Consider the following 21,879-nt stretch of genomic DNA (forward strand, 5'->3'; position numbering starts at 1 on the left):
GGCGGCTGGCCGAGCGTGGCCCCGGCGGGCGGCGGGCCCGGCCCGGCCGCCTCCCGCGGCCCCGGCCCCGCGGCGCCCGCCGCCCCGCCGGCTCCGGGACCGGCCGTCCCGCCGTCGGCGGCACCGTCGATGCCGCCCGCCGCGGCACCCGCCGCCGGCGGCATCGACCCGCGCCAGCTGTGGCCGAACATCCTGGAGGCGGTCAAGAACCGCCGCCGGTTCACCTGGATCCTGCTCAGCCAGAACGCGCAGGTCGCGGGCTTCGACGGCACCACGCTCCAGCTCGGCTTCGTCAACGCGGGCGCGCGGGACAACTTCGCGAGCAGCGGCAGCGAGGACGTCCTGCGGCAGGCGCTGGCCGAGCAGTTCAACGTGCACTGGAAGGTCGAGGCGATCGTCGACCCGTCGGGCGGCTCGGCACCGCCCCCGTCCGGCTTCGGCGGCGGTGGCGGTTACGGAGGCGGTCACGGAGGCGGAGCGCCCGTCCCGTCGCGCCCCGCCCCGCAGCAGGCCCCGGCCGCTCCGGCCCCGCGGCCCGCCGCGTCGGCGCCGGCCGCGCCGTCGCCCGCCCCGGCTCCCCGTCCGGCCGCCCCGGAGCCCCCGCCGGTCTCACCGGAGGACGACATCCCCGAGGACGACGATCCGGACCTCGACGAGTCGGCGCTGTCCGGCCACGAGCTGATCGTGCGCGAGCTGGGCGCCACGGTCGTCGAGGAGTTCAACAACGAGTAGGGGCACGGGGAGAGGTACGGAGAGGTACGGAGAGAGGTACCGGGAGAGGCACGGGGACGGGCCGGAGGAGCGGAGGAACGGGGCTGCTGAGAGGGGGACGGCGGCCGCGCTTGGACGATCGTCCGAAGTCCTGTCCCTCCCGTCCTCGGAAGCCCGTACAAGGAGCGCGGACCCCGCCGGTTAGGCTGGGCGGCGTGAAGGTCCTCGTCATCGGCAGCGGTGCCCGCGAACACGCCCTGTGCCGCTCCCTGTCCCTCGACCCCGACGTCACCGCCCTCCACTGCGCGCCCGGCAACGCCGGCATCGCGGAGGTGGCCGAGCTGCACCAGGTCGACGCCCTCGACGGCCGGGCCGTGAGCGCCCTGGCCGCCGAGCTCGGCGCCGAGCTGGTCGTGGTGGGCCCGGAGGCGCCGCTCGTCGCCGGCGTCGCCGACGCCGTGCGCGAGGCGGGCATCCCGGTCTTCGGCCCCTCGAAGGAGGCGGCCCGGCTGGAGGGCTCCAAGGCCTTCGCCAAGGACGTGATGGCCGCGGCCGGCGTCCCCACCGCCCGTTCGTACGTCTGCACGACGCCCGCCGAGGTCGACGAGGCGCTGGACGCCTTCGGCGCTCCGTACGTGGTCAAGGACGACGGCCTCGCCGCCGGCAAGGGCGTCGTGGTGACCGGCGACCTGGAGCAGGCCAGGGCGCACGCGAACGCCTGCGGGCGTGTGGTGATCGAGGAGTTCCTCGACGGCCCCGAGGTCTCGCTCTTCGCGATCACCGACGGCACGACCGTCGTCCCGCTGCAGCCAGCCCAGGACTTCAAGCGTGCCCTGGACGGCGACAAGGGTCCGAACACCGGCGGCATGGGCGCCTACTCGCCCCTGCCGTGGGCGGACCCGAAGCTGGTCGACGAGATCCTGGAGACGGTCCTCCAGCCGACGGTCGACGAGCTGCGCCGCCGCGGCACCCCCTTCTCGGGACTGCTCTACGCCGGCCTGGCGATCACCGGCCGCGGCGTCCGGGTCATCGAGTTCAACGCCCGCTTCGGCGACCCCGAGACCCAGGTCGTGCTCGCCCGGCTGAAGACGCCGCTCGCCGGGGTCCTGCTGGCGGCGGCCGAGGGCACCCTCGCCGACCTCGAACCCCTGCGCTGGAGCGACGACGCGGCCGTGACCGTCGTCGTCGCCTCGCACAACTACCCGGGCACGCCGCGCACCGGCGACCCGGTCACCGGCCTCGACGAGGTCGCCGCGCAGGACGCCCCGCACGCGTACGTCCTGCACGCCGGGACCCGGCACGACGGGGACACCGTCGTCAGCGCGGGCGGACGCGTCCTGTCCGTCACGGCGACGGGCGCCGACCTGACCGAGGCCCGCGCCCGCGCGTACGCGGCCGTCGCCCGCATCGGCCTCGACGGCTCCCAGCACCGCACGGACATCGCGGCGAAGGCGGCGGCCGGGGCGTAACCCCTCCGCACGGATCCGCACGGAACTCGGGCCCCGGATCCTGTTCGCGTGATCACGCGAACAGGATCCGGGGCCTTTTCGTCAGCTACCTCTGCCCAAAGCCATTCCATCGAGTGACCGATCCGCCATACGGCTGACGGGGGCCGGTGCCCCAACTATGGTGCGGCGCAAGCGTTCCGGCACTTGGCCCACCGGCATTGCGATGTCGGTCCCGGGTGCCACAGTGGGGAGTGAGCAACACCAAGGACGTCGGTCGGCGGTGGCGGGGTATGCGCGCGCCGGGCGGGCAACAGGGGGTGACGAAAGGTCGTGTCCGGTATGGGTGCGGAGGTGGGCGCGCAGGGCGCGCGCTCCCGGGCTGTCGCCGTGCTGCGCATCCGCAGCAGGGCGCTGGCCGTCGCTCTGCTGCCCGCGGCGGTGGCCGTCGTCCTCCTCGTCGGCGGCTCGACGGGGCATCTCACGGGCGCCGTCTGGGACGTACTGCGCTGGGTCTTCACCTGCCTGGCCCTGCTCGTCCTCCTGGCGGCCGCCGGCATCGCGCTCGTCGTGGCCCGAGCCCGCCCCGCCGTCAGCCCGACGGTCCCGATCACCGAGGAGTCGGCGCCCGACCTGTACCGGATGGTGCGCGACCTGGCCGACCGGCTCGACGTGCCCGCGCCCTCGGCGATAGCCCTGACCCCGGACTGCGACAGCTGGCTCGAGGACCGCACCCATCCGGCCCACGGCCCGCCCCCGGCGGCGACACCGGAGGACGACGGCGGGGACGGGGACGTACGCGGTCTGCCGGGCACCGGGCGGCAGCGCCGGGCGCCCGTCGCGCCCGTCCTCGTCATCGGATCGCCGTTCCTGTGGTGGATGCGCGTGGGCGAGCTGCGCGCGATCCTCGCCCCGGTCGTGGCCGGTACGGGCCCGTCCGCGCACCCCGACATAGCCGCGGCCCGCCGTTTCGTACGGGGGCTCGACGCGGCGGTGGCCGTGACCTCGCAGGGCACCCGCGGACCGGTGTCCCGCGCGGCGCGGTCCGCGGTGGGCTGGGTGGCCCGCCTGCTGCTGCGCAGCTGCCGGGCGCACGCGGCGGAGATGGAGCGCGGCGTGGCGGCCGCGGCGGCGGAGCGCGCACAGGCTGTGGACTACGGCGTGCGGATCGTCGCCCAGGAGCAGGTGGGGCTGGCGTACGCGGGCTGGGACCGGCTGCTCACCCGGGTCGCGCTGCCCGCCTGGCGGATGGGCCGCTGGCCCTCCCGGCTGGACGTCGGCGTGGTGGCCGCCCTCACGGAGCTGTCCCGCCGCGACCGCCTGGCAGAAGGTTTCGCCTCGCGCCTCGGCGAGCGGCCCGCGTGCGACCTGCTGGAGGAGCCCGGCGCGGTCGACGAGGCCGCGTCGCTGCTGGCCGCCCGCCTGTTCCACGGCGGCCCGGCGGAGTCGGGCCCGGACTGGGCACCGGTGCACTGGGACGACTACGCGGAAGAGGTCGTCGACCGCAAGTGGCGTACCGACGCGGCACGGTTGCACCGGGTCCTCGACGCGCTCGGTGTGAGCGGTTCCTCGGACGTCGCGCACGGCCCCACGGGGCCGGGCCCGGACGGCCCGACACTGGCCCGCGTACTGGACCACCTCGCGGAACCGGGATCGGGACCGGAGGCGGAACAGGGACCGGAGGCGGGACCGGAGGCAGGGGTGGGACCGGAGGCGGAGGCAGGAACGGCCGCGGGGGTGCGGACCGGCACGGAAGCGGCCACCGACGCCGCGGTTCCGTCCGCGGCCACGACCGCGGCCGCCCCCGTCCCCGACGGCGGGAAGTCCGACGGGGACGCCGGGCACGGAACCGGAGCCGCCGGTGAAGACGCCGAGCACGAGGGCGGAAGCGTCGACGAGGGCGCCAGGTGCGTGGCCGGAGCCGCCGACGAGGACGCCGGGCACCGGATCGGGGCCGTCGGCGAGGACGGGGACGAGGCCGGGCCGCGCAACGAGCGGGCCGCCGCACTCGCCGCCGCGCTCAGCGCGGAGGTGGCGCGGGAGGAGGCGGCCGCGCCGACCGGCCGGGGCGCGCAGTCGGGGGTGCCGGGAGCGGCCGGACTGCCCGCGTCCACCGGCGGCCAGGGACCGGACGCCGCGCTGTGGGACGACAGCGCGCTCCCTCTCTTCCCGCTGCAGCCGCCCAGGACCGGCCGCGAACTGCTGGCGGACCACGTCACCGCGATGGTGTGCTGTGCCGCCATGGACACGGCGGGGGCGGCGCCGGGTCTCGACTGGCTGGACGGCCCCGCGCTCCTCATGGCGGGCGAGCGGGACGCGGACCTGGCGCCCCGCGTGCTGAGCCTCGTCGAGGACGCCGACCCCGCGCCGCTGCTGGAGTGGCTGCGCCGCCAGGGCGTACGTCCCGAGAAGCCGGTCCGCCTGGTGTGACCGCCGACGGCCACCGTCCCCGGCGGCACGCGGTCCCGTCGGGCACGCGGTGTCGGCCACGGCTCCGTGACCGTGGACCCGTTCGTTCCGCCCCCGGTCGATTCGCGACGAACGGTGACGCGGTGAGTGCGGTATGTGATGTGCTGGGACCGCTCACGGACGCGACGCGGTCGGAACAGGGTGACGGGGGCGCACGGGAGGGACGGGCACATGGGCTCGGAGCAGTTCCAGCGAGGGGAGGCGGAGGTCCGCGCGCACGCCATGAAGGACCCTTTCGGCCACGTCCTCTTCCCGTGGCTGTACGACAGCGAGCCGTACCCGGACGACACCGACACCGACATCGACACCGGCACTGGTACCTGCACTGATGCCGGTATCGACACCGCCGCCGGCACCGGCACCGATACTGGTGGAAGAGGTTCCTCGCCGAGCGCGTACCGCTCGCCGTCGGCGTCAGCGCCCGCTCCCGAGACCGGCCCGCAGACCGGAGCCGGAGCCCCGGGCGACGGCAGGGCCGGATCCATCTCGGCCGGACCCGGCACCGGACCCGGCACCGAACCCGGCACCGAACCCGGCACCGGACCCGGACCCGGTACCGGCACCGCCGTCGGCGGACCTGCCGGACCCGCCACCGGTGCCGTCGGCGGGCCCGTCACCGGACCCGTCGCCATGACCCCGTCCCGCGTCCCGCCGCCCCGTACGCGTTCCCGCTCCTCGGGCCCCCGTCTGGCGGACGACGTCCACCGGCAGATCAAAGGTTTCGTCTCCACCGGCGCGGTCGCCCCGGGCGAGGCCGTCGACTTCCACGTCACCGTCGACCCGCCCCAGGAGTTCGGCGTCGACGTCTACCGCATCGGCCACTACGGCGGCGAGGGCGCGACCAAGGTCACCACGAGCCCCCGGCTGTCCGGGATCGTCCAGCCGCCCCAGCTCACCGCCGACCGCACCGTCTCCTGCCACCACTGGTGGCTGTCCTGGCGGCTGCAGATCCCGCCGTACTGGAGCGTCGGCGCGTACGTGGCGGTGCTGACCACCGCCGACGGCTACCGCTCCCACATCCCGTTCACCGTCCGCGACACCCACCCCGCCGACCTGCTGCTCCTGCTCCCGGACATCACCTGGCAGGCGTGCAACCGCTACCCGGAGGACAGCCGTACGGGGGCGAGCCTGCGCCACGCCTGGGACGGCGAGGGCCGGCTGCTCGGAGAGACCGCCGCCGCGACGACGGTCTCCTTCGACCGCCCGTACGCGGGCGGGGGCCTCCCCGCGCGTGTCGGCCACGCCTACGACGTCATCCGCTGGGCGGAGCGGTACGGCTACGACCTGGCCTACGCCGACGCCCGTGACCTGCACGCGGGCCGCGTCGACCCCACGCAGTACCGGGGGCTGGTCTTCCCCGGCCACGACGCGTACTGGTCACCCGCCATGCGCCGGACCGCGGAGTGCGCCCGCGCCCACGGCACGTCCCTGGTGTTCCTCGGCGCGCAGAGCGTGTACTGGCAGGTGGAGCCGCGGCCGTCGCCGTCCGGCGCGCCGGACCGTCTCCTCACCCGCCGCAAGCGCCGGGGCTCCGGCCGGGGCACCCTGTGGCGCGATACCGACCGCCCGGAGCAGGAGCTGCTCGGCGTCCAGTACGCGGGACGGGTCCCCGCCCCGCACCCCCTGGTGGTCCGCAACGCCGGCCACTGGCTGTGGGACGCGACCGGCGCGCACGAGGGCGACGAGCTGGCCGGTCTGGTGGCCGGTGAGGCGGACCGTTACTTCCCGCGCACCGGACTGCCCGAGCACCGGGAGCGCGTGCTCCTGGCGCACTCCCCCTACCGGGACGGCGACGGCGCGGTCCGCCACCAGGAGACCTCCCTCTACCGGGCGCCCTCCGGGGCGATCGTCTTCGCGTCCGGCACCTCCGCATGGTCCCCGGCCCTGGACCGCCCCGGGCACGTGGACGTCCGCGTCCAGCGCGCCACGGCGAACCTCCTGGACCGCATCTGCAAACGCGACTGACCCGCGGACCACGCCGCCCGTGCCGCGCGCCCGCCGCGGCCGACCCCGCCTGACGTCGCCGACCCGGCGCAACGCGACCGGTGTCCCGGAAGACGCGACCCGCGGGGCGCTTCGCGCGGCTGGGTACACATATGTGAAGGTCCCGATCCGGCCGTCCGCGGACGGGGGCGGCCCCTGGCCATGACCGCACGCCCCGGTACGGGAGAATCGAGTCATTGGACAGAACCACGGGGAGGAACCGTGTCCGGATTCGTCGAAAAGCCCGAACCGCTCCAGGTTCCGGGTCTGGTGCACCTGCACACCGGCAAGGTGCGCGACCTGTACCAGAACGAGGCGGGCGACCTCGTCATGGTTGCCAGCGACCGCATCAGCGCCTACGACTGGGTGCTGCCCACGGAGATCCCCGACAAGGGCCGCATCCTCACCCAGCTCTCGCAGTGGTGGTTCGACCAGCTCGCCGACCTGATCCCGAACCACGTCCTGTCGACGGACCTCCCGGACGGCGCCCCCGCCGACTGGGCGGGCCGCACCGTGGTCTGCAGGTCGCTGCAGATGGTGCCGGTGGAGTGCGTCGCCCGCGGCTACCTCACCGGCTCCGGCCTGCTCGAGTACCAGGAGTCGCGCACCGTCTGCGGCCTCGCCCTGCCGGAGGGCCTGGTCGACGGCTCGGAGCTGCCCGCGCCCATCTTCACGCCCGCCACGAAGGCGGAGGTGGGCGAGCACGACGAGAACGTCTCGTACGAGGAGGTCGCCCGCCGGGTGGGCGCCGACACCGCCGCCCGGCTGCGCCAGACGACCCTCGCCGTCTACAGCCGCGCCCGCGCCGTCGCCCGGGACCGCGGCATCGTCCTGGCCGACACGAAGTTCGAGTTCGGCTTCGACGGCGACCGGCTGGTCCTCGCCGACGAGGTGCTGACCCCGGACTCCTCCCGCTTCTGGCCGGCCGACCGGTGGGAGCCCGGCCACGCCCAGCCGTCGTTCGACAAGCAGTTCGTACGGGACTGGCTGACCTCCGCCGAGTCCGGCTGGGACCGCAGGAGCGAGCAGCCGCCGCCCCCGCTGCCGGACGAGGTCGTGGAGGCGACGCGCGCCAAGTACGTGGAGGCGTACGAGCGGCTGACCGGCACCAGCTGGTCCTGAAAGCCGGTGGCCGGCGTCAGCTGGTCCTGAGGACCGGTGACCGGCACAGGCTGGTCCTGGGAAAGCCGGTGACCGGCCGTACCGCCGGTCCCGAAACCGGGACCGGCGGTACGGCCGGTCCCGGGACCCGCGAGGGGAAGGGGCCATGCGCGCGGAGCGGGCGTCCCGTGCGCACGGACCGCCCCTCCGGTACGCACGGGAAAGGCCCCGGTCCTGAGGACCGGGGCCTTTCCCATCCGGAGCGGACGACGAGGCTCGAACTCGCGACCTCAACCTTGGCAAGGTTGCGCTCTACCAACTGAGCTACGTCCGCACTGCGCCGTGGCGCGAGAGCAACTATACCCAACCCCGCTCGCGTGCGAGACGCACCGCCGCGTGACGGTTCTCCGCCCCCAGCTTCGAGACGGCCGACGAGAGGTAGTTGCGGACCGTCCCCTGGGACAGCGCGGCCCGCTCGGCGATCTCCGCGACCGGCGCCCCGTCGGCGGCGTGCTCCAGTACCTCCGTCTCCCGCGCGGTCAGCGGCGAGTCCCCGGCGGAGATCGCGTCGGCGGCCAATTCCGGGTCCACGTAACGGTTCCCGGCGTGCACCGTGCGGATGATCTCCGCGAGCCGCTGTGCGCTGACGGTCTTCGGCACGAATCCGCGCACGCCCGCCTCCAGCGCCCGCTTCAGATGCCCGGGGCGGCCGTGGCTCGTCACGATCAGCACCCGGCAGCCGGGCAGTTCGGCCCGGAGCGATGTGGCGACACTCACACCGTCGGCCCCCGGCATCTGCAGGTCGAGGACCGCCACGTCGGGCGCGTGCGCCAGTGCCATGGCCAGGGCCTCGAGGCCGCTGGCGGCCTCCGCCACCACCAGCAGGTCGTCCTCCAGCGCGAGCAGCGCGGCGAGCGCCCCGCGGATGAGGTGCTCGTCGTCCGCGAGAAGCAGGCGGACGGGCCGGCCGGACCCCGCGGACGACATCACGACGCCACCTCGCTCATCGCACGGCCGACGCCCCGGCGGCCGCCCCGGCCGTCCCGACCGTCCCGGCCGTCCCGACCGTCCTGGTCGTCCCGGTCGGTGCGGCCGGGCCCGGCGTCCTGACCGTCCCGGTCGTCCCGGCCGGGCAGGGGCGCGGCGAGCGGCACCTCCGCGACCACCCGGAACCGCCCGTCCCCGGCCGGTCCGGCCCGCAGCGTCCCGTCCACCGCGGACAGCCGCTCCTGGAGTCCGGCCAGGCCGGTCCCGGTACGCGTACCGCTGCCGCCGCCCGCGGCCTCCCCGGTCGGCGCCCCGTCGTTCTCGACCGTGAGGACGACACGGCCGTCCTCCGCCCGCAGGGACACCGAGCAGACCGCGGCGTCCCCGTGCCGCAGCACGTTCGTCGTGGTCTCGCGGACGACCCAGCCGAGCGCGGACTGCACCGGCGCCGGCAGCCCGGAGGCCGAGCCGGTCACCGTGCAGTCGATCCCGGCCGCGGCCAGGACGCCGCGCGCGCCCGCGAGTTCGGCGGCCAGGTCGGCCTGGCGGTAGCCGCGCACCACTTCGCGCACCTCTTTCTGTGCCTCGTGCGCTATGCGCTGGACCTCGATCATCTGCTCCACGGCCTCGGGCCGTTCGCGCCGCGCCAGTTGCACGGCGAGTTCGCTCTTGAGGGCGATCACGGCGAGGTTCCGCCCCATGACGTCGTGCAGGTCGCGCCCGAAGCGCAGCCGCTCCTCGGCGACGGCGAGCCGGGTACGGGTCTCGCGCGCCTCGTCCAGGGCGTACACCGCGTCGAGCAGCCAGACGGAGAACGCGGCGGTGAAGGTGAGGAAACCGGCGGCGATCAGCACCGCCAGGGCCGTGATCACCGCGACCGGCCCGGGGAACCCGAGGGGGAACGACACCGCCCCGGCGCCCACGGTCGCGCCGCCCACGATGTACAGCATGCGCCGCTTGTTCCGCGTCCCCAGCGCGAGCGTGCCGGTGCCGAATCCGATGACGCCCACGAACAGAGCGGCGCCCGCGGACGCCGCGGAACCACCGGCGGTGTGCCGGTCCGTGCCCGCCAGCGTCATCCCCACGACGGCGGTCGCGGCCGTCGTCACGGCCACGGCCGCCGGCAGCCGGAGCGGCTGCGGCCTGGCGCCGCGCGTCCAGTCCAGGGCCCTGGACGAGGCCGCCGCGCAGAGCAGGGCGTGCGCGGACACCAGCCCGAACAGGGTCCAGGCCAGCGGCGCCGGGACGTTCCCGAAGGGAGGGAGGCCGAACGTGACCACTTCGATCACTCCGAAGGAGTGGAACGACCACCGCGTGTACGACTCGACCTTCGCCGGTGTGCTCTTGCCCCGCCACACGCGGGCCGTCCTGCGCATCCGACCGCTCCCTCCTCGTCCGCCGTCCCTGCCGTCGCGCCCGACCTGCTCGGTCAGCGCCGCGGCTCCCACCGGAACCACCGCTTCACAGCAAACACCGCGACCACCGTCCAGGCCATCGCCGTGGCGAGGGCGCCCAGAGCCTCGGACGCGGGCAGGTCGCCGGTCCAGCCACCGCGTATCAGCGTGATGATCGGCGTCAGGGGCAGCAGTTCGAGGACCGAGGCCAGCCGGTCGGGCATGACCTCCAGCGGTACGAACGTGCCCGAGCCGATCATGGACGCCAGCATCAGCGGCATCGCGGCCACCTGGGCGCCCTCCACGCTCCTGCTGAAGATCGCGGTGACCGCGGCGAGCGCGGGCCACATCACGAGGCCCAGCAGCAGCCCGAGCACGGCGAGGTGCGGGGCCGAGGGCGCGTCCAGGTCCAGGAGGAGCGCGCAGGCCGTGACGAGCACCAGGGACTGCACCAGGCCGATCGCGACGGCGGGCAGCGCGGCGCCCGCGAGGATCTCCGCGTCCCGCAGCTCGCCGGTGCGCAGCCGCTTGAAGACCAGGTCCTCGCGGCGTGCGGCGTACACGCTCACCATCGAGCTGTAGACCGCGAAGAGCAGCGAGAAGCCGATGACGGACGGCAGCAGCATCGAGCCGACCGAGAGGCCCTGCTCCTCCAGGTCCACGCGGTCGATCGTGGAGTACACGCTGAACGGCAGCACGAGCGGCACGAACAGGGCCGCGACGAGCGTGCCCTTGGTGCGCCCCAGCAGGACCAGCTCGGCGCGGGCCAGGGCGCGCATCCGGCCCAGGGCCGTGGTTCCGGCCGAGCCGTCCGCCGCCGGCGTCGTGCCCGGGCCTGTGCCGGTGGTGCCGGTGCCGGGACCGGTGGTGATGCTCATACGGCGCTCTCCTTCTCCCGGGCCGTCCGCTCCGTCCGTTCCGCCGGGGGCGTCTGCCGGGACGCGTCGCGCGCTATGCGCAGGAACGCCTCTTCCAGGGAGGCCGACCGCACGTCGAGACCGCGCAGCTCGATGCGGTTCTCCTCGGCCCACAGCAGCAGCTTCGTGGCCGCCCTCTGCAGCTCGTGCGTGCGCAGGACGACGCTCCGGCCGTTCGTCTCGTGCCCCGTGACCCCCAGCGCCGGCAGCGGGGGGAGGTCGCCGAGGACGTACCCCTCCGGCAGGTCGAAGGAGATCCGCGACGGCTGGGAGGCGGTCACCTCGGCGGGCGTCCCCGAGGCCGCGATCCGCCCCTCGTGCATGATCGCGAGCCGGTCCGCCAGCCCTTCCGCCTCCTCCAGGTAGTGCGTGGTCAGCAGCACCGTCGTGCCGCCCTCGCGCAGCTCGCGCACCAAGTCCCAGGTGTCCTGGCGCCCTTCGGCGTCCAGACCCGTGGTCGGCTCGTCCAGGAACAGCACCTCGGGGCGGCCGAGCAGCGCGAGCGCCAGGTCCAGGCGCCGCCGCTCACCACCGGACAACTGCTTCACCCGGACACCGGCCCGCCGCCCCAGACCGACCAGGGACAGCGCCTCGTCCTGGGGCCGGGCGCCGCTCGTGCAGCCCGCCCACATCCGCACGGTCTCCGCCACGGTCAGCTCGGACGGGAAACCGCCCTCCTGGAGCATCACGCCGATACGGGGCCGGACGGCCGCCCGTTCCGCGTACGGGTCGTGGCCGAGGATCCGCACCCGGCCGCCGGCCGGCGGCGCGAGTCCCTCCAGCAGTTCGACGGTGGACGTCTTCCCCGCGCCGTTCGTCCCCAGGAGGGCGAAGAGCTCGCCTCGCCCCACGGAGAAGGAGACTCCCCGTACGGCCTCGAACCCGCCCCCGTAGACGCGACGCAGATCCGTGACGTCAATCACGTGTTCGCGTTCGTTCGTGTCCATGTGATCAGCTTCTCAGCCGATCCTCTGCCGGAGGCAGTGCGCGTTGTCATCGACCCGTATGACAAATGTCAGACGCGGTGCGGGGGCGCGGACGAAGGCGTACACGAACAAGGCCCCGGTCACCAGGACCGGGGCCTTACTTCCAGAGCGGACGACGAGGCTCGAACTCGCGACCTCAACCTTGGCAAGGTTGCGCTCTACCAACTGAGCTACGTCCGCATTGCCTCCGACCGGCTCTCACCGATCGGCGCGAGCACCACTCTACCTGATCCACAACAGTGGTCCGTAGACGATGCAGAGCGGGTGACAGGAATTGCACACTGCGCCTCCCCCTTGGAAAGGGGGTGTTCTGCTACTGAACTACACCCGCATGTACTCCGTGAGGTGGGCCTTTCGGCCTCGCCCCTCGGCGTGCTCCAGACTCTATCTGACCAGCGGGGGTGCTGCGCAAGTCGGTTGTCTCCAGGGGATCGTGGAGGACGGGGGGCCGGCTCGCGGTCCGGCCGGGAAGTGTCCCGGTCCGCCCGGAACGCCCTCTCGGAGCGGGCCCGGAACGAACCCGGAGCGGGCCCGGAACGAACCCGGAGCGGGCCCGGAACGAACCCGGAGCGGGCCGAACCGGCCGCCCGCGGCTCCTCCGGACCGGCCCCGCACCACCCTTCCCCATGGCGGCCCGGCCGGGCGCCTCCCGCCTCACCGCGGGGAGAGCCGCCCGCCGAGCACCTGGTCACCGCGCCGCGCAGGGAGCCGCGCGCGCCGTGATGCGGACCCGCGCGCGCCGTGAAGAGGCGCGCGCCGGGCGTCTCTCACTGCGCCGCGGCGAAAGCCTCGTACACCGACTTCGGAATCCGCCCGCGCACCGGCACCTCCATCCTGTGCGAGCGCGCCCACGCGCGGACGGCCGCCGGGTCGGGGGCCACGTCCGTCTGCCGGTACGTGCGCCCGGAGCGGGCCCGCTTGCGGCCGGCCTCCACGTAGGGGGCGAGGGCCTCCCGCAGTTTCTCGGCGTTGGCCGGGTTGAGGTCGATCTCGTACGACATGCCGTCCAGACCGAAGGCGATCGTCTCCGCCGCTTCCGAGCCGTCGATGTCGTCGAAGAGAGTGACCACGACATGCTGCGCCACGAATATCGGTCCTTTCGTGCGACACCTTCGGAATCACGTCCGACGACGTGCCGGGATGCCGACTGTCCGGCTGCTTTCCAGAGCGTTCGGTGCAAAGTATCGGCTATTGCCTTTTTCCTTGTACAGCGCTCGGGATTGAAATGTGTAGACCGACTAAATCCCCCCGCGCGGCCCGGGGCAATAGGGACTCGGCATCTTTCCCTGGATTTTCCGTGAAGGGGTCCCGCCCGATGTGCGGACGTGACGGGCATCACGTGCTTTCCTACGAGTCTACTCGCGTAGAGTTTTTGTGCGGGTAGTCTGAAGGAACCTGCTCAGCACCACACACCGGGAGTGCCAGTGGCACGCGTCGTAGTCGACGTCATGCTCAAGCCGGAGATCCTCGACCCCCAGGGCCAGGCGGTGCAGCGTGCACTGCCGCGCCTCGGTTTCGAGGGCGTCTCCGACGTACGTCAGGGAAAGCGTTTCGAACTCGAAGTGGACGGGCCGGTCGACGACGCCGCGCTCGCCCGCATCCACGAACTGGCGGAATCCTTCCTCGCCAACACCGTGATCGAGAACTTCACCGTGAAGGTGGAGGAAGAGAAGGCGGAGGCCGGCGAGTGACCGCTCGTATTGGCGTCGTCACTTTTCCGGGAAGCCTCGACGACCGGGACACCCAGCGCGCGATCAGGCTCGCCGGCGCGGAGCCCGTGGCCCTGTGGCACAAGGACAAGGACCTCAAGCAGGTCGACGCCGTGGTGCTGTGCGGAGGCTTCTCCTACGGCGACTACCTGCGCGCCGGCGCCATCGCGCGCTTCTCGCCGGTGATGGAGCCCCTGATCGAGCAGGCGAAGTCGGGACTGCCCGTCCTGGGCATCTGCAACGGCTTCCAGATCCTCACCGAGGCGCACCTGCTGCCCGGCGCGATGCTCGGCAACGACCACCTGCACTTCATCTGCCGCGACCAGAAGCTGCGGGTGGAGAACGCGGACACCTCCTGGACCAGCGACTACGCGTCCGGCCAGGAGATCCACATCCCGCTGAAGAACATGGACGGGCGGTACGTCGCCGACGAGCGCACGCTCGACATGCTGGAGGCGGAGGGCCGGGTCGCGTTCCGTTACGTCGACTTCAACCCCAACGGCTCCCTGCGCGACATCGCGGGCGTCACCAACGAGGCGGGCAACGTCGTCGGCCTGATGCCGCACCCCGAGCACGCCGTCGAGCCCCTCATCGGGTCCGGCCGCACGGACGGCCTCCCCTTCTTCACCTCGATCCTCAAGAAGCTGGTCAACGTATGAGCCGCACGCCTCTGGACACGGTCGAAAATGCGGCCGCTACCCCTGACGTCGAGCTGCCCTGGGCCGAACTCGGCCTGAAGAAGGACGAGTACGAGCGGATCGTGGAGATCCTCGGCCGCCGCCCGACCGGCGCCGAGCTCGCCATGTACTCGGTCATGTGGTCCGAGCACTGCTCGTACAAGTCCTCCAAGGTCCACCTGCGCCAGTTCGGCGAGAAGGCCCCGCAGTCCGACGCGCTGCTCGTCGGCATCGGCGAGAACGCCGGCGTCGTCGACGTCGGCCAGGGCTACGCGGTGACCTTCAAGGTCGAGTCGCACAACCACCCGTCGTACGTCGAGCCCTACCAGGGCGCGGCCACCGGCGTCGGCGGCATCGTGCGCGACATCATCGCGATGGGCGCCCGCCCGGTCGCGGTCGTGGACCCGCTGCGCTTCGGCGCGGCCGACCACCCCGACACCAAGCGCGTCCTGCCCGGCGTCGTCGCCGGCATCGGCGGCTACGGCAACTGCCTGGGCCTGCCCAACATCGGCGGCGAGGTCGTCTTCGACGCCTGCTACCAGGGCAACCCCCTGGTCAACGCCGGTGCCATCGGCGTGATGAAGCACGAGGACATCCACCTCGCCAAGGCGTCGGGCGCCGGCAACAAGGTCATCCTGTACGGGGCCCGGACCGGCGGCGACGGCATCGGCGGCGCCTCCATCCTGGCCTCGGAGACCTTCGACGACGCCAAGCCGTCCAAGCGCCCGGCCGTCCAGGTCGGCGACCCCTTCCAGGAGAAGCTCCTCATCGAGTGCACCCTGGAGGCCTTCCAGGAGAAGCTGGTCGTCGGCATCCAGGACCTCGGCGCGGCCGGCCTGTCCTGCGCCACGTCCGAGCTGGCCTCCAACGGCTCCGGCGGCATGCGCGTGACGCTGGACGACGTCCCCCTGCGCGACTCGACCCTGTCTCCTGAGGAGATCCTCATGAGCGAGTCGCAGGAAAGGATGTGCGCGGTCGTCGAGCCCGACAAGGTCGACCGCTTCCTCGCGATCTGCGAGAAGTGGGACGTCATCGCCACGGTGATCGGCGAGGTGACCGACGGGGACCGCCTGGAGATCTTCTGGCACGGCGGCAAGATCGTCGACGTCGACCCGCGCACGGTCGCGCACGACGGCCCGGTCTACGAGCGCCCGTACGCCCGCCCCGAGTGGCAGGACGCCCTGCAGGCCGACGACGCGAACAAGCTGCCGCGCCCGCAGACCTCCGAGGAGCTGAAGGACCAGGTCCTGAAGCTGGTCTCCTCCCCGAACCAGGCGTCCAAGTCCTGGATCACCTCCCAGTACGACCACTTCGTGCAGGGCAACACGGTGCTGGCGCAGCCCGAGGACTCGGGCATGATCCGCATCGACGAGGAGTCCGGGCTCGGCGTCGCCATCGCCACCGACGGCAACGGCCGCTACGCCAAGCTCGACCCGTACACGGGCGCGCAGCTCGCCCTGGCGGAGGCGTACCGCAACGTCGCCACCACCGGCGCGAAGCCCCTCGCGGTCTCCGACTGCCTGAACTTCGGCTCGCCCGAGGACCCGGCCGTCATGTGGCAGTTCGCCGAGGCCATCCGCGGTCTGGCCGACGCCTGCCGGCAGCTGGGCACCCCGGTGACCGGCGGCAACGTCTCGCTCTACAACCAGACGGGCGAGGCCGCCATCCACCCGACCCCGGTGGTCGCCGTCCTCGGCGTCATCGACGACGTGGCCCGCCGCACCCCGGTCGCCTTCCAGGAGGAGGGCCAGCTCCTCTACCTGCTCGGCGACACGGAGGAGGAGTTCGGCGGCTCGGCCTGGTCGCAGGTGGTCCACGACCACCTCGGCGGTCTGCCGCCCAAGGTCGACCTGGAGCGCGAGCGGCTGCTCGGCGAGATCCTGATCTCGGCCTCCCGCGACGGCATGATCGACTCCGCGCACGACCTGTCCGACGGCGGCCTGGTCCAGGCCGTGGTCGAGTCCGCGCTGCTCGGCGGCAAGGGCGCGCGCCTGGTCGTCCCGGACGGCCTGGACGCGTTCACCTTCCTGTTCTCGGAGTCGGCGGGCCGCGCGCTCGTCGCCGTCCCGCGCTCGGAAGAGGTCCGCTTCAACGACATGTGCGGAGCGCGCGGTCTGCCCGCCACCCGCATCGGCGTCGTCGACGGCGACACGGTGGAGGTCCAGGGCGAGTTCGGCCTCACCCTGGAGGAACTGCGCACGGCCCACGAGAGCACGATCCCGGCGCTGCTGGCGTAAGCGGCCGGTCGTCGTACGCCCCTGAAGGCCCCGCCCGGCTCCGGGCGGGGCCTTCAGCGGGGAGCGCTGGTTCTTCACGGGGGGCGGCGGGTGTGCTGCCGGGAAGCGGTCCGGTCTCCCCGGAGGACTCCATGCACCTGGTCGTGGGCCCGTCGTAGGCGGACCCCGCCCATCCCGCCGAACCGCTCGGCGGCGGTATCGCGGGGCCGGTCAGCGACACCGGGTGACACCGGGTCGCCGTCGGGCTCCCCTGCCCCGGAGGCGAGGCGGGCGGAGAGCCGGCCGAAGCGCTGTGGGCGCGGGCCCCGCCGAGGGAACCCGGCCGGGCGAACGGCGTCCACCACGCCGCGGCCGGCGAGATCCGCGGCTCCTCCGCCGCGACCGTCGCGTCCGGGCCGTGCCCCGCCGCCCCGCCCCGCGCAGGAACTACGCTCACCGCCATGTCACCGGCCAAGAAGCGTGCCCGCACCTACGATCCCGTCAAGACCCGTACCGCCGTGCTGACCCAGTTCGGGCACGTGCGGGCGGCCGTCCGCGACCTCACGGACGAGCAACTCGCGCTGCCCACCCGCCTGGGCGACTGGACCGTGCGCGAACTCGTCGCGCACTTCGGCATGGTGTTCGCGGTGGTGGGCCGGCTGCTCGGCGAGCCCGAGCCCGTGAAGCGCGACGGGCTGCTCGCCGCGTGGCCGTTCGCGATCGCCGACGAGGCCCCCGCCATCGCCGGCGCCGCCCGCCTGCGGGCCGAACAGCACCCCGACCTCGACGCCTACCTCGCCGACGCCGAACGCGAGTTCACCGCGCACCTCGACACGCATCTCGGCGGCCGGCTGCTCCCCACCGGCGCGGGCGCCCTGTCGCTCGCCGACTACCTGGTCACCCGCACCGTCGAACTCGTCGTCCACACCGACGACCTGAACGCCGCCGTGCCCGGCCTCGACGTGCCGTACGACCGCCAGGCCCTCGCCGCCGCCACCCGGCTGCTCGCCGACGCGCTCGCGGTGAAGGCGCCCGGCGCCTCCACGGAGGTCCGCGTTCCGCCGTACGCCGTGGTGCAGTGCGTGGAGGGTCCGCGCCACACCCGCGGCACCCCGCCGAACGTCGTGGAGACCGACCCGCTGACCTGGGTCCGGCTGGCGACGGGGCGTACGGAGTGGGCGGAGGCCGTGGCCGGTGCCCAGGTCGGCGCGAGCGGCGAACGCGCCGACCTGAGCGGCCTGCTGCCCCTGATGCGCTGAGGCCCGAGGGCCTGAAGGTGCCGAGGCCCGGCTCCCCTGACGCGCCGGGGTCCGCGAGGAGCACGTATGCGCAGCTCACGCCGGTGTGCCGGGGAGGACTTCGCGTCCTGTGCGGGGGAAAGGGAACCGATCACGCCGGTCGTTCCGTCGAAGCGGCATGTACAGGCAACGTCTCACCCTCATCGCCCTGATCGTCCTCCCGTTGGCGGCGGCCTGCGGGAGCGAGCCGGCCGACAGCGGCCCGGCCGGCACGCGGCCGCGGCTGACCGGCGTCCAGTGGAAGGTGGACAGCGTCACCGTCGACGGCACCACGCACCGGGCCCCCGCCGGGGCCACGGTCCGCTTCGGCGAGGACGGCGGGGTGCGGGGGAACTACGGTTGCAACACGTTCTCCGCGAAGGCCGCCGTCGAGGGCGACCGCGTCGACCTCGGACAGGCGAAGGCGACCCGGATGGCGTGCGAGAAGGAGCCCATGGGGTTCGAGCGGGTCCTCTCCCGCACGCTGGCCGCGGGCCCGCTGAGGGCCGACGCGAGGAACGACGGGGAACTGACGCTCACCACCGACGGAGGCGACAAGGTGGACCTCAGCGCGGAGGAATCCGCTCCCCTGCTCGGCACGACCTGGGTGGTCGAGTCGCTCGGCTCCGGCAAGGGGGCCCGCTCCCTGCCGCGCGAGGCGGCCGGAAAGGCGTACCTGACCTTCGACGGGAAGGACGGCACGGTCGCCGGGAGCCTCGGCTGCAACCGCGTCTCCGCCAAGGCCACGGTCGGCGACGGCACTATCACCCTGGGGACCCCGACCACCACCCGGAAGATGTGCTCAGAGTCACTCATGGAGACCGAGAAAGCCCTCCTGGAGCTCTTCGACGGCACCGTCTCGTATGAGGTGGATCACCGCACCCTCACTCTGACCAGCGAAAACGGCAAAAGCTTCAGTGCTGTGGCGAAGGAGTGACGACAGATGTGAGCCATCCCCAATTCGGACCAGTGGTCGATCTCGCCTACACTCGGTGGCGTGCCACGTGGTGACGGTCGACTCAGTCATGATCTTCTCCCCGGCGAGAAGGGCCCTCAGGACGCTTGTGGCGTCTTCGGGGTCTGGGCCCCGGGTGAAGAGGTCGCAAAGCTCACGTACTTCGGGCTCTACGCCCTCCAGCATCGGGGTCAGGAATCCGCGGGAATCGCGGTCAGCAACGGCTCCCAGATCCTCGTCTTCAAGGACATGGGCCTCGTCTCCCAGGTCTTCGACGAGACCTCGCTCGGCTCCCTGCAGGGTCACATCGCGGTCGGACACGCCCGCTACTCGACCACCGGGGCCTCCGTGTGGGAGAACGCCCAGCCGACGTTCCGCGCCACCGCGCACGGCTCGATCGCGCTCGGCCACAACGGCAACCTGGTCAACACGGCCGAGCTCGCCGAGATGGTCGCGGACCTCCCCAAGCAGAACGGCCGCTCCACCCAGGTCGCGGCCACCAACGACACCGACCTGGTCACGGCCCTCCTGGCCGGCCAGACGGACAGCGGCGAGGCCGACGGCACGCCGCTGACCATCGAGGAGGCGGCCGCCCGCGTCCTGCCGAAGGTCAAGGGCGCCTTCAGCCTCGTCTTCATGAACGAGCACACCCTGTACGCGGCGCGCGACCCGCAGGGCATCCGCCCGCTGGTCCTCGGCCGCCTGGAGCGCGGCTGGGTCGTCGCCTCCGAGACCGCCGCGCTCGACATCTGCGGCGCCAGCTTCGTCCGCGAGATCGAGCCGGGCGAGTTCGTCGCCGTCGACGAGAACGGCCTGCGCTCCTTCAAGTTCGCGGAGGCGAACCCCAAGGGCTGCGTCTTCGAGTACGTCTACCTGGCCCGCCCCGACACGGACATCGCCGGCCGGAACGTGTACCTCAGCCGGGTCGAGATGGGCCGCCGCCTGGCCAAGGAGGCGCCCGCCGAGGCGGACCTGGTCATAGCGACCCCGGAGTCCGGCACGCCCGCCGCGATCGGCTACGCGGAGGCCTCCGGCATCCCGTTCGGCGCCGGCCTGGTGAAGAACGCGTACGTGGGCCGGACCTTCATCCAGCCCTCGCAGACGATCCGCCAGCTCGGCATCCGCCTGAAGCTGAACCCGCTCAAGGAAGTCATCAAGGGCAAGCGGCTGGTCGTCGTCGACGACTCGATCGTCCGCGGCAACACCCAGCGCGCCCTGGTCCGCATGTTGCGCGAGGCGGGCGCCGCCGAGGTCCACATCCGGATCTCCTCGCCCCCGGTGAAGTGGCCCTGCTTCTTCGGCATCGACTTCGCCACCCGCGCCGAGCTGATCGCCAACGGCATGACGATCGAGGAGATCGGCACCTCGCTGGGCGCCGACTCCCTGTCGTACATCTCCATCGACGGCATGATCGAGGCGACCACCATCGCCAAGCCGAACCTCTGCCGGGCCTGCTTCGACGGCGAGTACCCGGTGGAGCTCCCCGACCCGGAGCTGCTGGGCAAGCAGCTCCTGGAGACCGAGCTGGCCGCGGGTCCCGCGGCCACCGCCGCGGCCGACGCGATCCGCCGCCCGTAGGACCCCGCAGCACTACAGCTGTACGACACGAAAGTTCTCAACAGTCATGACTGAGACCACAGGTGCCAGCTACGCGGCTGCCGGCGTCGACATCGAGGCGGGCGACCGCGCGGTGGAGCTCATGAAGGAGTGGGTGAAGAAGACGCAGCGCCCCGAGGTCCTCGGCGGCCTCGGCGGCTTCGCCGGCCTCTTCGACGCCTCAGCCCTCAAGCGCTACGAGCGCCCCCTGCTGGCGTCCGCCACCGACGGCGTCGGCACCAAGGTCGACCTCGCCCGGCAGCTCGGCGTGTACGACACCATCGGCCACGACCTCGTCGCGATGGTCATGGACGACATCGTGGTGTGCGGCGCCGAGCCGCTGTTCATGACCGACTACATCTGCGTCGGCAAGGTCCACCCCGAGCGCGTCGCCGCCATCGTCAAGGGCATCGCCGAGGGCTGCGTCCTGGCCGGCTGCGCCCTGGTGGGCGGCGAGACCGCCGAGCACCCCGGCCTGCTCGGCCCGGACGACTTCGACGTCGCGGGGGCCGGCACCGGTGTGGTCGAGGCGGACCGCCTGCTGGGCTCGGATCGCATTCGCAACGGTGACGCCGTGATCGCCATGGCGTCCTCGGGACTTCACTCGAACGGGTACTCACTGGTGCGGCACGTCCTCTTCGACAGGGCCGGCCTGAGCCTGGACCGGCAGGTCGAGGAGTTCGGCCGCACGCTCGGCGAGGAGCTCCTCGAGCCCACCCGGATCTACTCGCTGGACTGCCTGGCCCTGGCCCGCACCACCGAGGTGCACGCCTACAGCCACGTCACGGGCGGCGGCCTCGCGGCCAACCTCGCCCGGGTGATCCCGGACGGGCTGCACGCGGTCGTCGACCGCTCCACGTGGACCCCGGCCCCGGTCTTCGACCTCGTCGGCCGCACCGGCGACGTCGAGCGCCTGGAGCTGGAGAAGACGCTGAACATGGGCGTCGGCATGATCGCGGTCGTCCCGGGCGAGTCGGCGGACGCCGCGCTCGCCGTCCTCGCCGACCGCGGCGTGGAGGCCTGGGTCGCCGGTGAGATCACCGACCGCGGCGAGCACACCACCGGCGCGGCGCTGATCGGCGACTACGCGGCCTGATGCGACGGCAGCACGAAACCCGGTCCGGCGCCAAGGCCCCGGACCGGGTGAAGTGCAGTTGCTACGGGAACCGCGTGAACTGCGAAGGGTGCAGCTGCGTCAAGCGCCGCGGCGTTGCGACGACGGACCGGACTCGTCGTCCTCGTCCTCGTCGTCGTCGTTGTACAGATCCGCGTACCGCGCGTACGGGTCGTCGTCTTCGTCGTCTTCGAACGGCTCGCTGTTCGGCGGCTGGTTCGAAGTCGATGCGCCCAGTTCATGGGCCAGACGCGACAGGTCAGTCCCACCGCTGTTGTACTTCAGCTGGCGGGCGACCTTTGTCTGCTTGGCCTTGGCCCGGCCGCGCCCCATGGCTCGACC

General features: G+C 73.0%; 17 protein-coding genes, 3 tRNA genes and 1 pseudogene. 12 read left to right on the plus strand and 9 right to left on the minus strand.

What is annotated here, in order from left to right:
• From IE271_RS32410 to IE271_RS32430, 5 genes and pseudogenes are all read left to right on the plus strand, one after another.
• Nucleotides 1-732, plus strand: a pseudogene (locus IE271_RS32410) (DNA polymerase III subunit gamma and tau); the annotation flags it as partial.
• A gap of 194 nt (nt 733-926) precedes the next feature.
• Nucleotides 927-2,180, plus strand: a complete 1,254-nt coding sequence (gene purD, locus IE271_RS32415) for a phosphoribosylamine--glycine ligase (protein ID WP_190194068.1) — start codon at nt 927-929, stop codon at nt 2,178-2,180.
• Nucleotides 2,181-2,498: 318 nt separating this feature from the next.
• Nucleotides 2,499-4,586, plus strand: a complete 2,088-nt coding sequence (locus tag IE271_RS32420) for a hypothetical protein (RefSeq protein ID WP_373308878.1) — start codon at nt 2,499-2,501, stop codon at nt 4,584-4,586.
• Nucleotides 4,587-4,796: 210 nt separating this feature from the next.
• Nucleotides 4,797-6,590: a N,N-dimethylformamidase beta subunit family domain-containing protein gene (locus IE271_RS32425; RefSeq protein WP_229919696.1), complete on the plus strand. Its 1,794-nt coding sequence runs from the start codon at nt 4,797-4,799 to the stop codon at nt 6,588-6,590.
• Between the two features lie 240 nt (nt 6,591-6,830).
• Nucleotides 6,831-7,730, plus strand: coding sequence for a phosphoribosylaminoimidazolesuccinocarboxamide synthase (locus IE271_RS32430; protein WP_190194070.1), 900 nt, complete (start codon nt 6,831-6,833; stop codon nt 7,728-7,730).
• Nucleotides 7,731-7,970: 240 nt separating this feature from the next.
• Here IE271_RS32430 and IE271_RS32435 read toward each other — a convergent pair.
• The 8 genes from IE271_RS32435 to IE271_RS32470 all read right to left on the minus strand — a co-directional run bounded on the left by IE271_RS32435 (nt 7,971) and on the right by IE271_RS32470 (nt 13,078).
• Nucleotides 7,971-8,043, minus strand: a tRNA-Gly gene (locus tag IE271_RS32435).
• Nucleotides 8,044-8,066: 23 nt separating this feature from the next.
• Nucleotides 8,067-8,696: a response regulator transcription factor gene (locus IE271_RS32440; protein WP_190194071.1), complete on the minus strand. Its 630-nt coding sequence runs from the start codon at nt 8,694-8,696 to the stop codon at nt 8,067-8,069.
• On the minus strand, nt 8,696-10,072 hold the full coding sequence (locus tag IE271_RS32445; protein ID WP_190194072.1) for a sensor histidine kinase: 1,377 nt from the start codon (nt 10,070-10,072) through the stop codon (nt 8,696-8,698). The genes IE271_RS32440 and IE271_RS32445 overlap by 1 nt, the downstream gene beginning before the upstream one ends.
• A gap of 53 nt (nt 10,073-10,125) precedes the next feature.
• On the minus strand, nt 10,126-10,968 hold the full coding sequence (locus IE271_RS32450) for an ABC transporter permease (RefSeq protein WP_190194073.1): 843 nt from the start codon (nt 10,966-10,968) through the stop codon (nt 10,126-10,128).
• A complete protein-coding gene (locus tag IE271_RS32455) occupies nt 10,965-11,954 on the minus strand; it encodes an ABC transporter ATP-binding protein (RefSeq protein WP_190194074.1) in 990 nt (329 codons plus the stop codon). Before IE271_RS32455 ends, IE271_RS32450 begins: the two co-directional genes overlap by 4 nt.
• A gap of 146 nt (nt 11,955-12,100) precedes the next feature.
• A tRNA-Gly gene (locus IE271_RS32460) sits at nt 12,101-12,173 on the minus strand.
• A 79-nt stretch (nt 12,174-12,252) separates the two neighbouring features.
• A tRNA-Gly gene (locus IE271_RS32465) sits at nt 12,253-12,324 on the minus strand.
• A 436-nt stretch (nt 12,325-12,760) separates the two neighbouring features.
• The gene (locus IE271_RS32470) at nt 12,761-13,078 is read right to left on the minus strand and encodes a histone-like nucleoid-structuring protein Lsr2 (RefSeq protein ID WP_190194075.1); all 318 of its coding nucleotides are present in this window, start codon (nt 13,076-13,078) and stop codon (nt 12,761-12,763) included.
• A gap of 339 nt (nt 13,079-13,417) precedes the next feature.
• Between IE271_RS32470 and purS the strand changes: the two genes are divergently transcribed.
• The 7 genes from purS (at nt 13,418) to purM (ending at nt 21,519) form a co-directional block, all read left to right on the plus strand.
• On the plus strand, nt 13,418-13,684 hold the full coding sequence (gene purS / locus IE271_RS32475; RefSeq protein ID WP_190194076.1) for a phosphoribosylformylglycinamidine synthase subunit PurS: 267 nt from the start codon (nt 13,418-13,420) through the stop codon (nt 13,682-13,684).
• Nucleotides 13,681-14,361 carry a phosphoribosylformylglycinamidine synthase subunit PurQ gene (gene purQ / locus IE271_RS32480; protein ID WP_190194077.1) on the plus strand — a complete coding sequence of 227 codons (681 nt, stop codon included), beginning with the start codon at nt 13,681-13,683 and terminating at the stop codon, nt 14,359-14,361. The genes purS and purQ overlap by 4 nt, the downstream gene beginning before the upstream one ends.
• Nucleotides 14,358-16,616, plus strand: coding sequence for a phosphoribosylformylglycinamidine synthase subunit PurL (gene purL, locus IE271_RS32485; protein WP_190194078.1), 2,259 nt, complete (start codon nt 14,358-14,360; stop codon nt 16,614-16,616). The genes purQ and purL overlap by 4 nt, the downstream gene beginning before the upstream one ends.
• A gap of 440 nt (nt 16,617-17,056) precedes the next feature.
• The gene (locus tag IE271_RS32490; RefSeq protein WP_190194079.1) at nt 17,057-17,854 is read left to right on the plus strand and encodes a maleylpyruvate isomerase family mycothiol-dependent enzyme; all 798 of its coding nucleotides are present in this window, start codon (nt 17,057-17,059) and stop codon (nt 17,852-17,854) included.
• 157 nt (nt 17,855-18,011) lie between these two features.
• A complete protein-coding gene (locus IE271_RS32495) occupies nt 18,012-18,809 on the plus strand; it encodes an META domain-containing protein (protein WP_190194080.1) in 798 nt (265 codons plus the stop codon).
• 60 nt (nt 18,810-18,869) lie between these two features.
• Nucleotides 18,870-20,405, plus strand: coding sequence for an amidophosphoribosyltransferase (gene purF, locus IE271_RS32500; RefSeq protein ID WP_190194081.1), 1,536 nt, complete (start codon nt 18,870-18,872; stop codon nt 20,403-20,405).
• 46 nt (nt 20,406-20,451) lie between these two features.
• A complete protein-coding gene (gene purM / locus IE271_RS32505; RefSeq protein WP_190194082.1) occupies nt 20,452-21,519 on the plus strand; it encodes a phosphoribosylformylglycinamidine cyclo-ligase in 1,068 nt (355 codons plus the stop codon).
• Between the two features lie 99 nt (nt 21,520-21,618).
• Here purM and IE271_RS32510 read toward each other — a convergent pair whose 3' ends face one another.
• Nucleotides 21,619-21,870, minus strand: a complete 252-nt coding sequence (locus tag IE271_RS32510) for a DUF3073 domain-containing protein (RefSeq protein ID WP_190194083.1) — start codon at nt 21,868-21,870, stop codon at nt 21,619-21,621.
• Nucleotides 21,871-21,879 lie beyond the last annotated feature (9 nt).

Source organism: Streptomyces minutiscleroticus (assembly GCF_014650875.1).
Lineage (GTDB): Bacteria > Actinomycetota > Actinomycetes > Streptomycetales > Streptomycetaceae > Streptomyces > Streptomyces minutiscleroticus.

Coding starts and splice junctions, on each gene's coding strand:
- IE271_RS32420 (WP_373308878.1), top strand. CDS start 2,499: ATGGGTGCGGAGGTGGGCGCGCAGGGCGCGCGCTCCCGGGCTGTCGCC.
- IE271_RS32425 (WP_229919696.1), top strand. CDS start 4,797: ATGGGCTCGGAGCAGTTCCAGCGAGGGGAGGCGGAGGTCCGCGCGCAC.
- IE271_RS32440 (WP_190194071.1), bottom strand. CDS start 8,696: ATGTCGTCCGCGGGGTCCGGCCGGCCCGTCCGCCTGCTTCTCGCGGAC.
- IE271_RS32445 (WP_190194072.1), bottom strand. CDS start 10,072: ATGCGCAGGACGGCCCGCGTGTGGCGGGGCAAGAGCACACCGGCGAAG.
- IE271_RS32450 (WP_190194073.1), bottom strand. CDS start 10,968: ATGAGCATCACCACCGGTCCCGGCACCGGCACCACCGGCACAGGCCCG.
- IE271_RS32455 (WP_190194074.1), bottom strand. CDS start 11,954: ATGGACACGAACGAACGCGAACACGTGATTGACGTCACGGATCTGCGT.
- purL (WP_190194078.1), top strand. CDS start 14,358: ATGAGCCGCACGCCTCTGGACACGGTCGAAAATGCGGCCGCTACCCCT.
- IE271_RS32490 (WP_190194079.1), top strand. CDS start 17,057: ATGTCACCGGCCAAGAAGCGTGCCCGCACCTACGATCCCGTCAAGACC.
- IE271_RS32495 (WP_190194080.1), top strand. CDS start 18,012: ATGTACAGGCAACGTCTCACCCTCATCGCCCTGATCGTCCTCCCGTTG.
- purM (WP_190194082.1), top strand. CDS start 20,452: ATGACTGAGACCACAGGTGCCAGCTACGCGGCTGCCGGCGTCGACATC.
- IE271_RS32510 (WP_190194083.1), bottom strand. CDS start 21,870: ATGGGGCGCGGCCGGGCCAAGGCCAAGCAGACAAAGGTCGCCCGCCAG.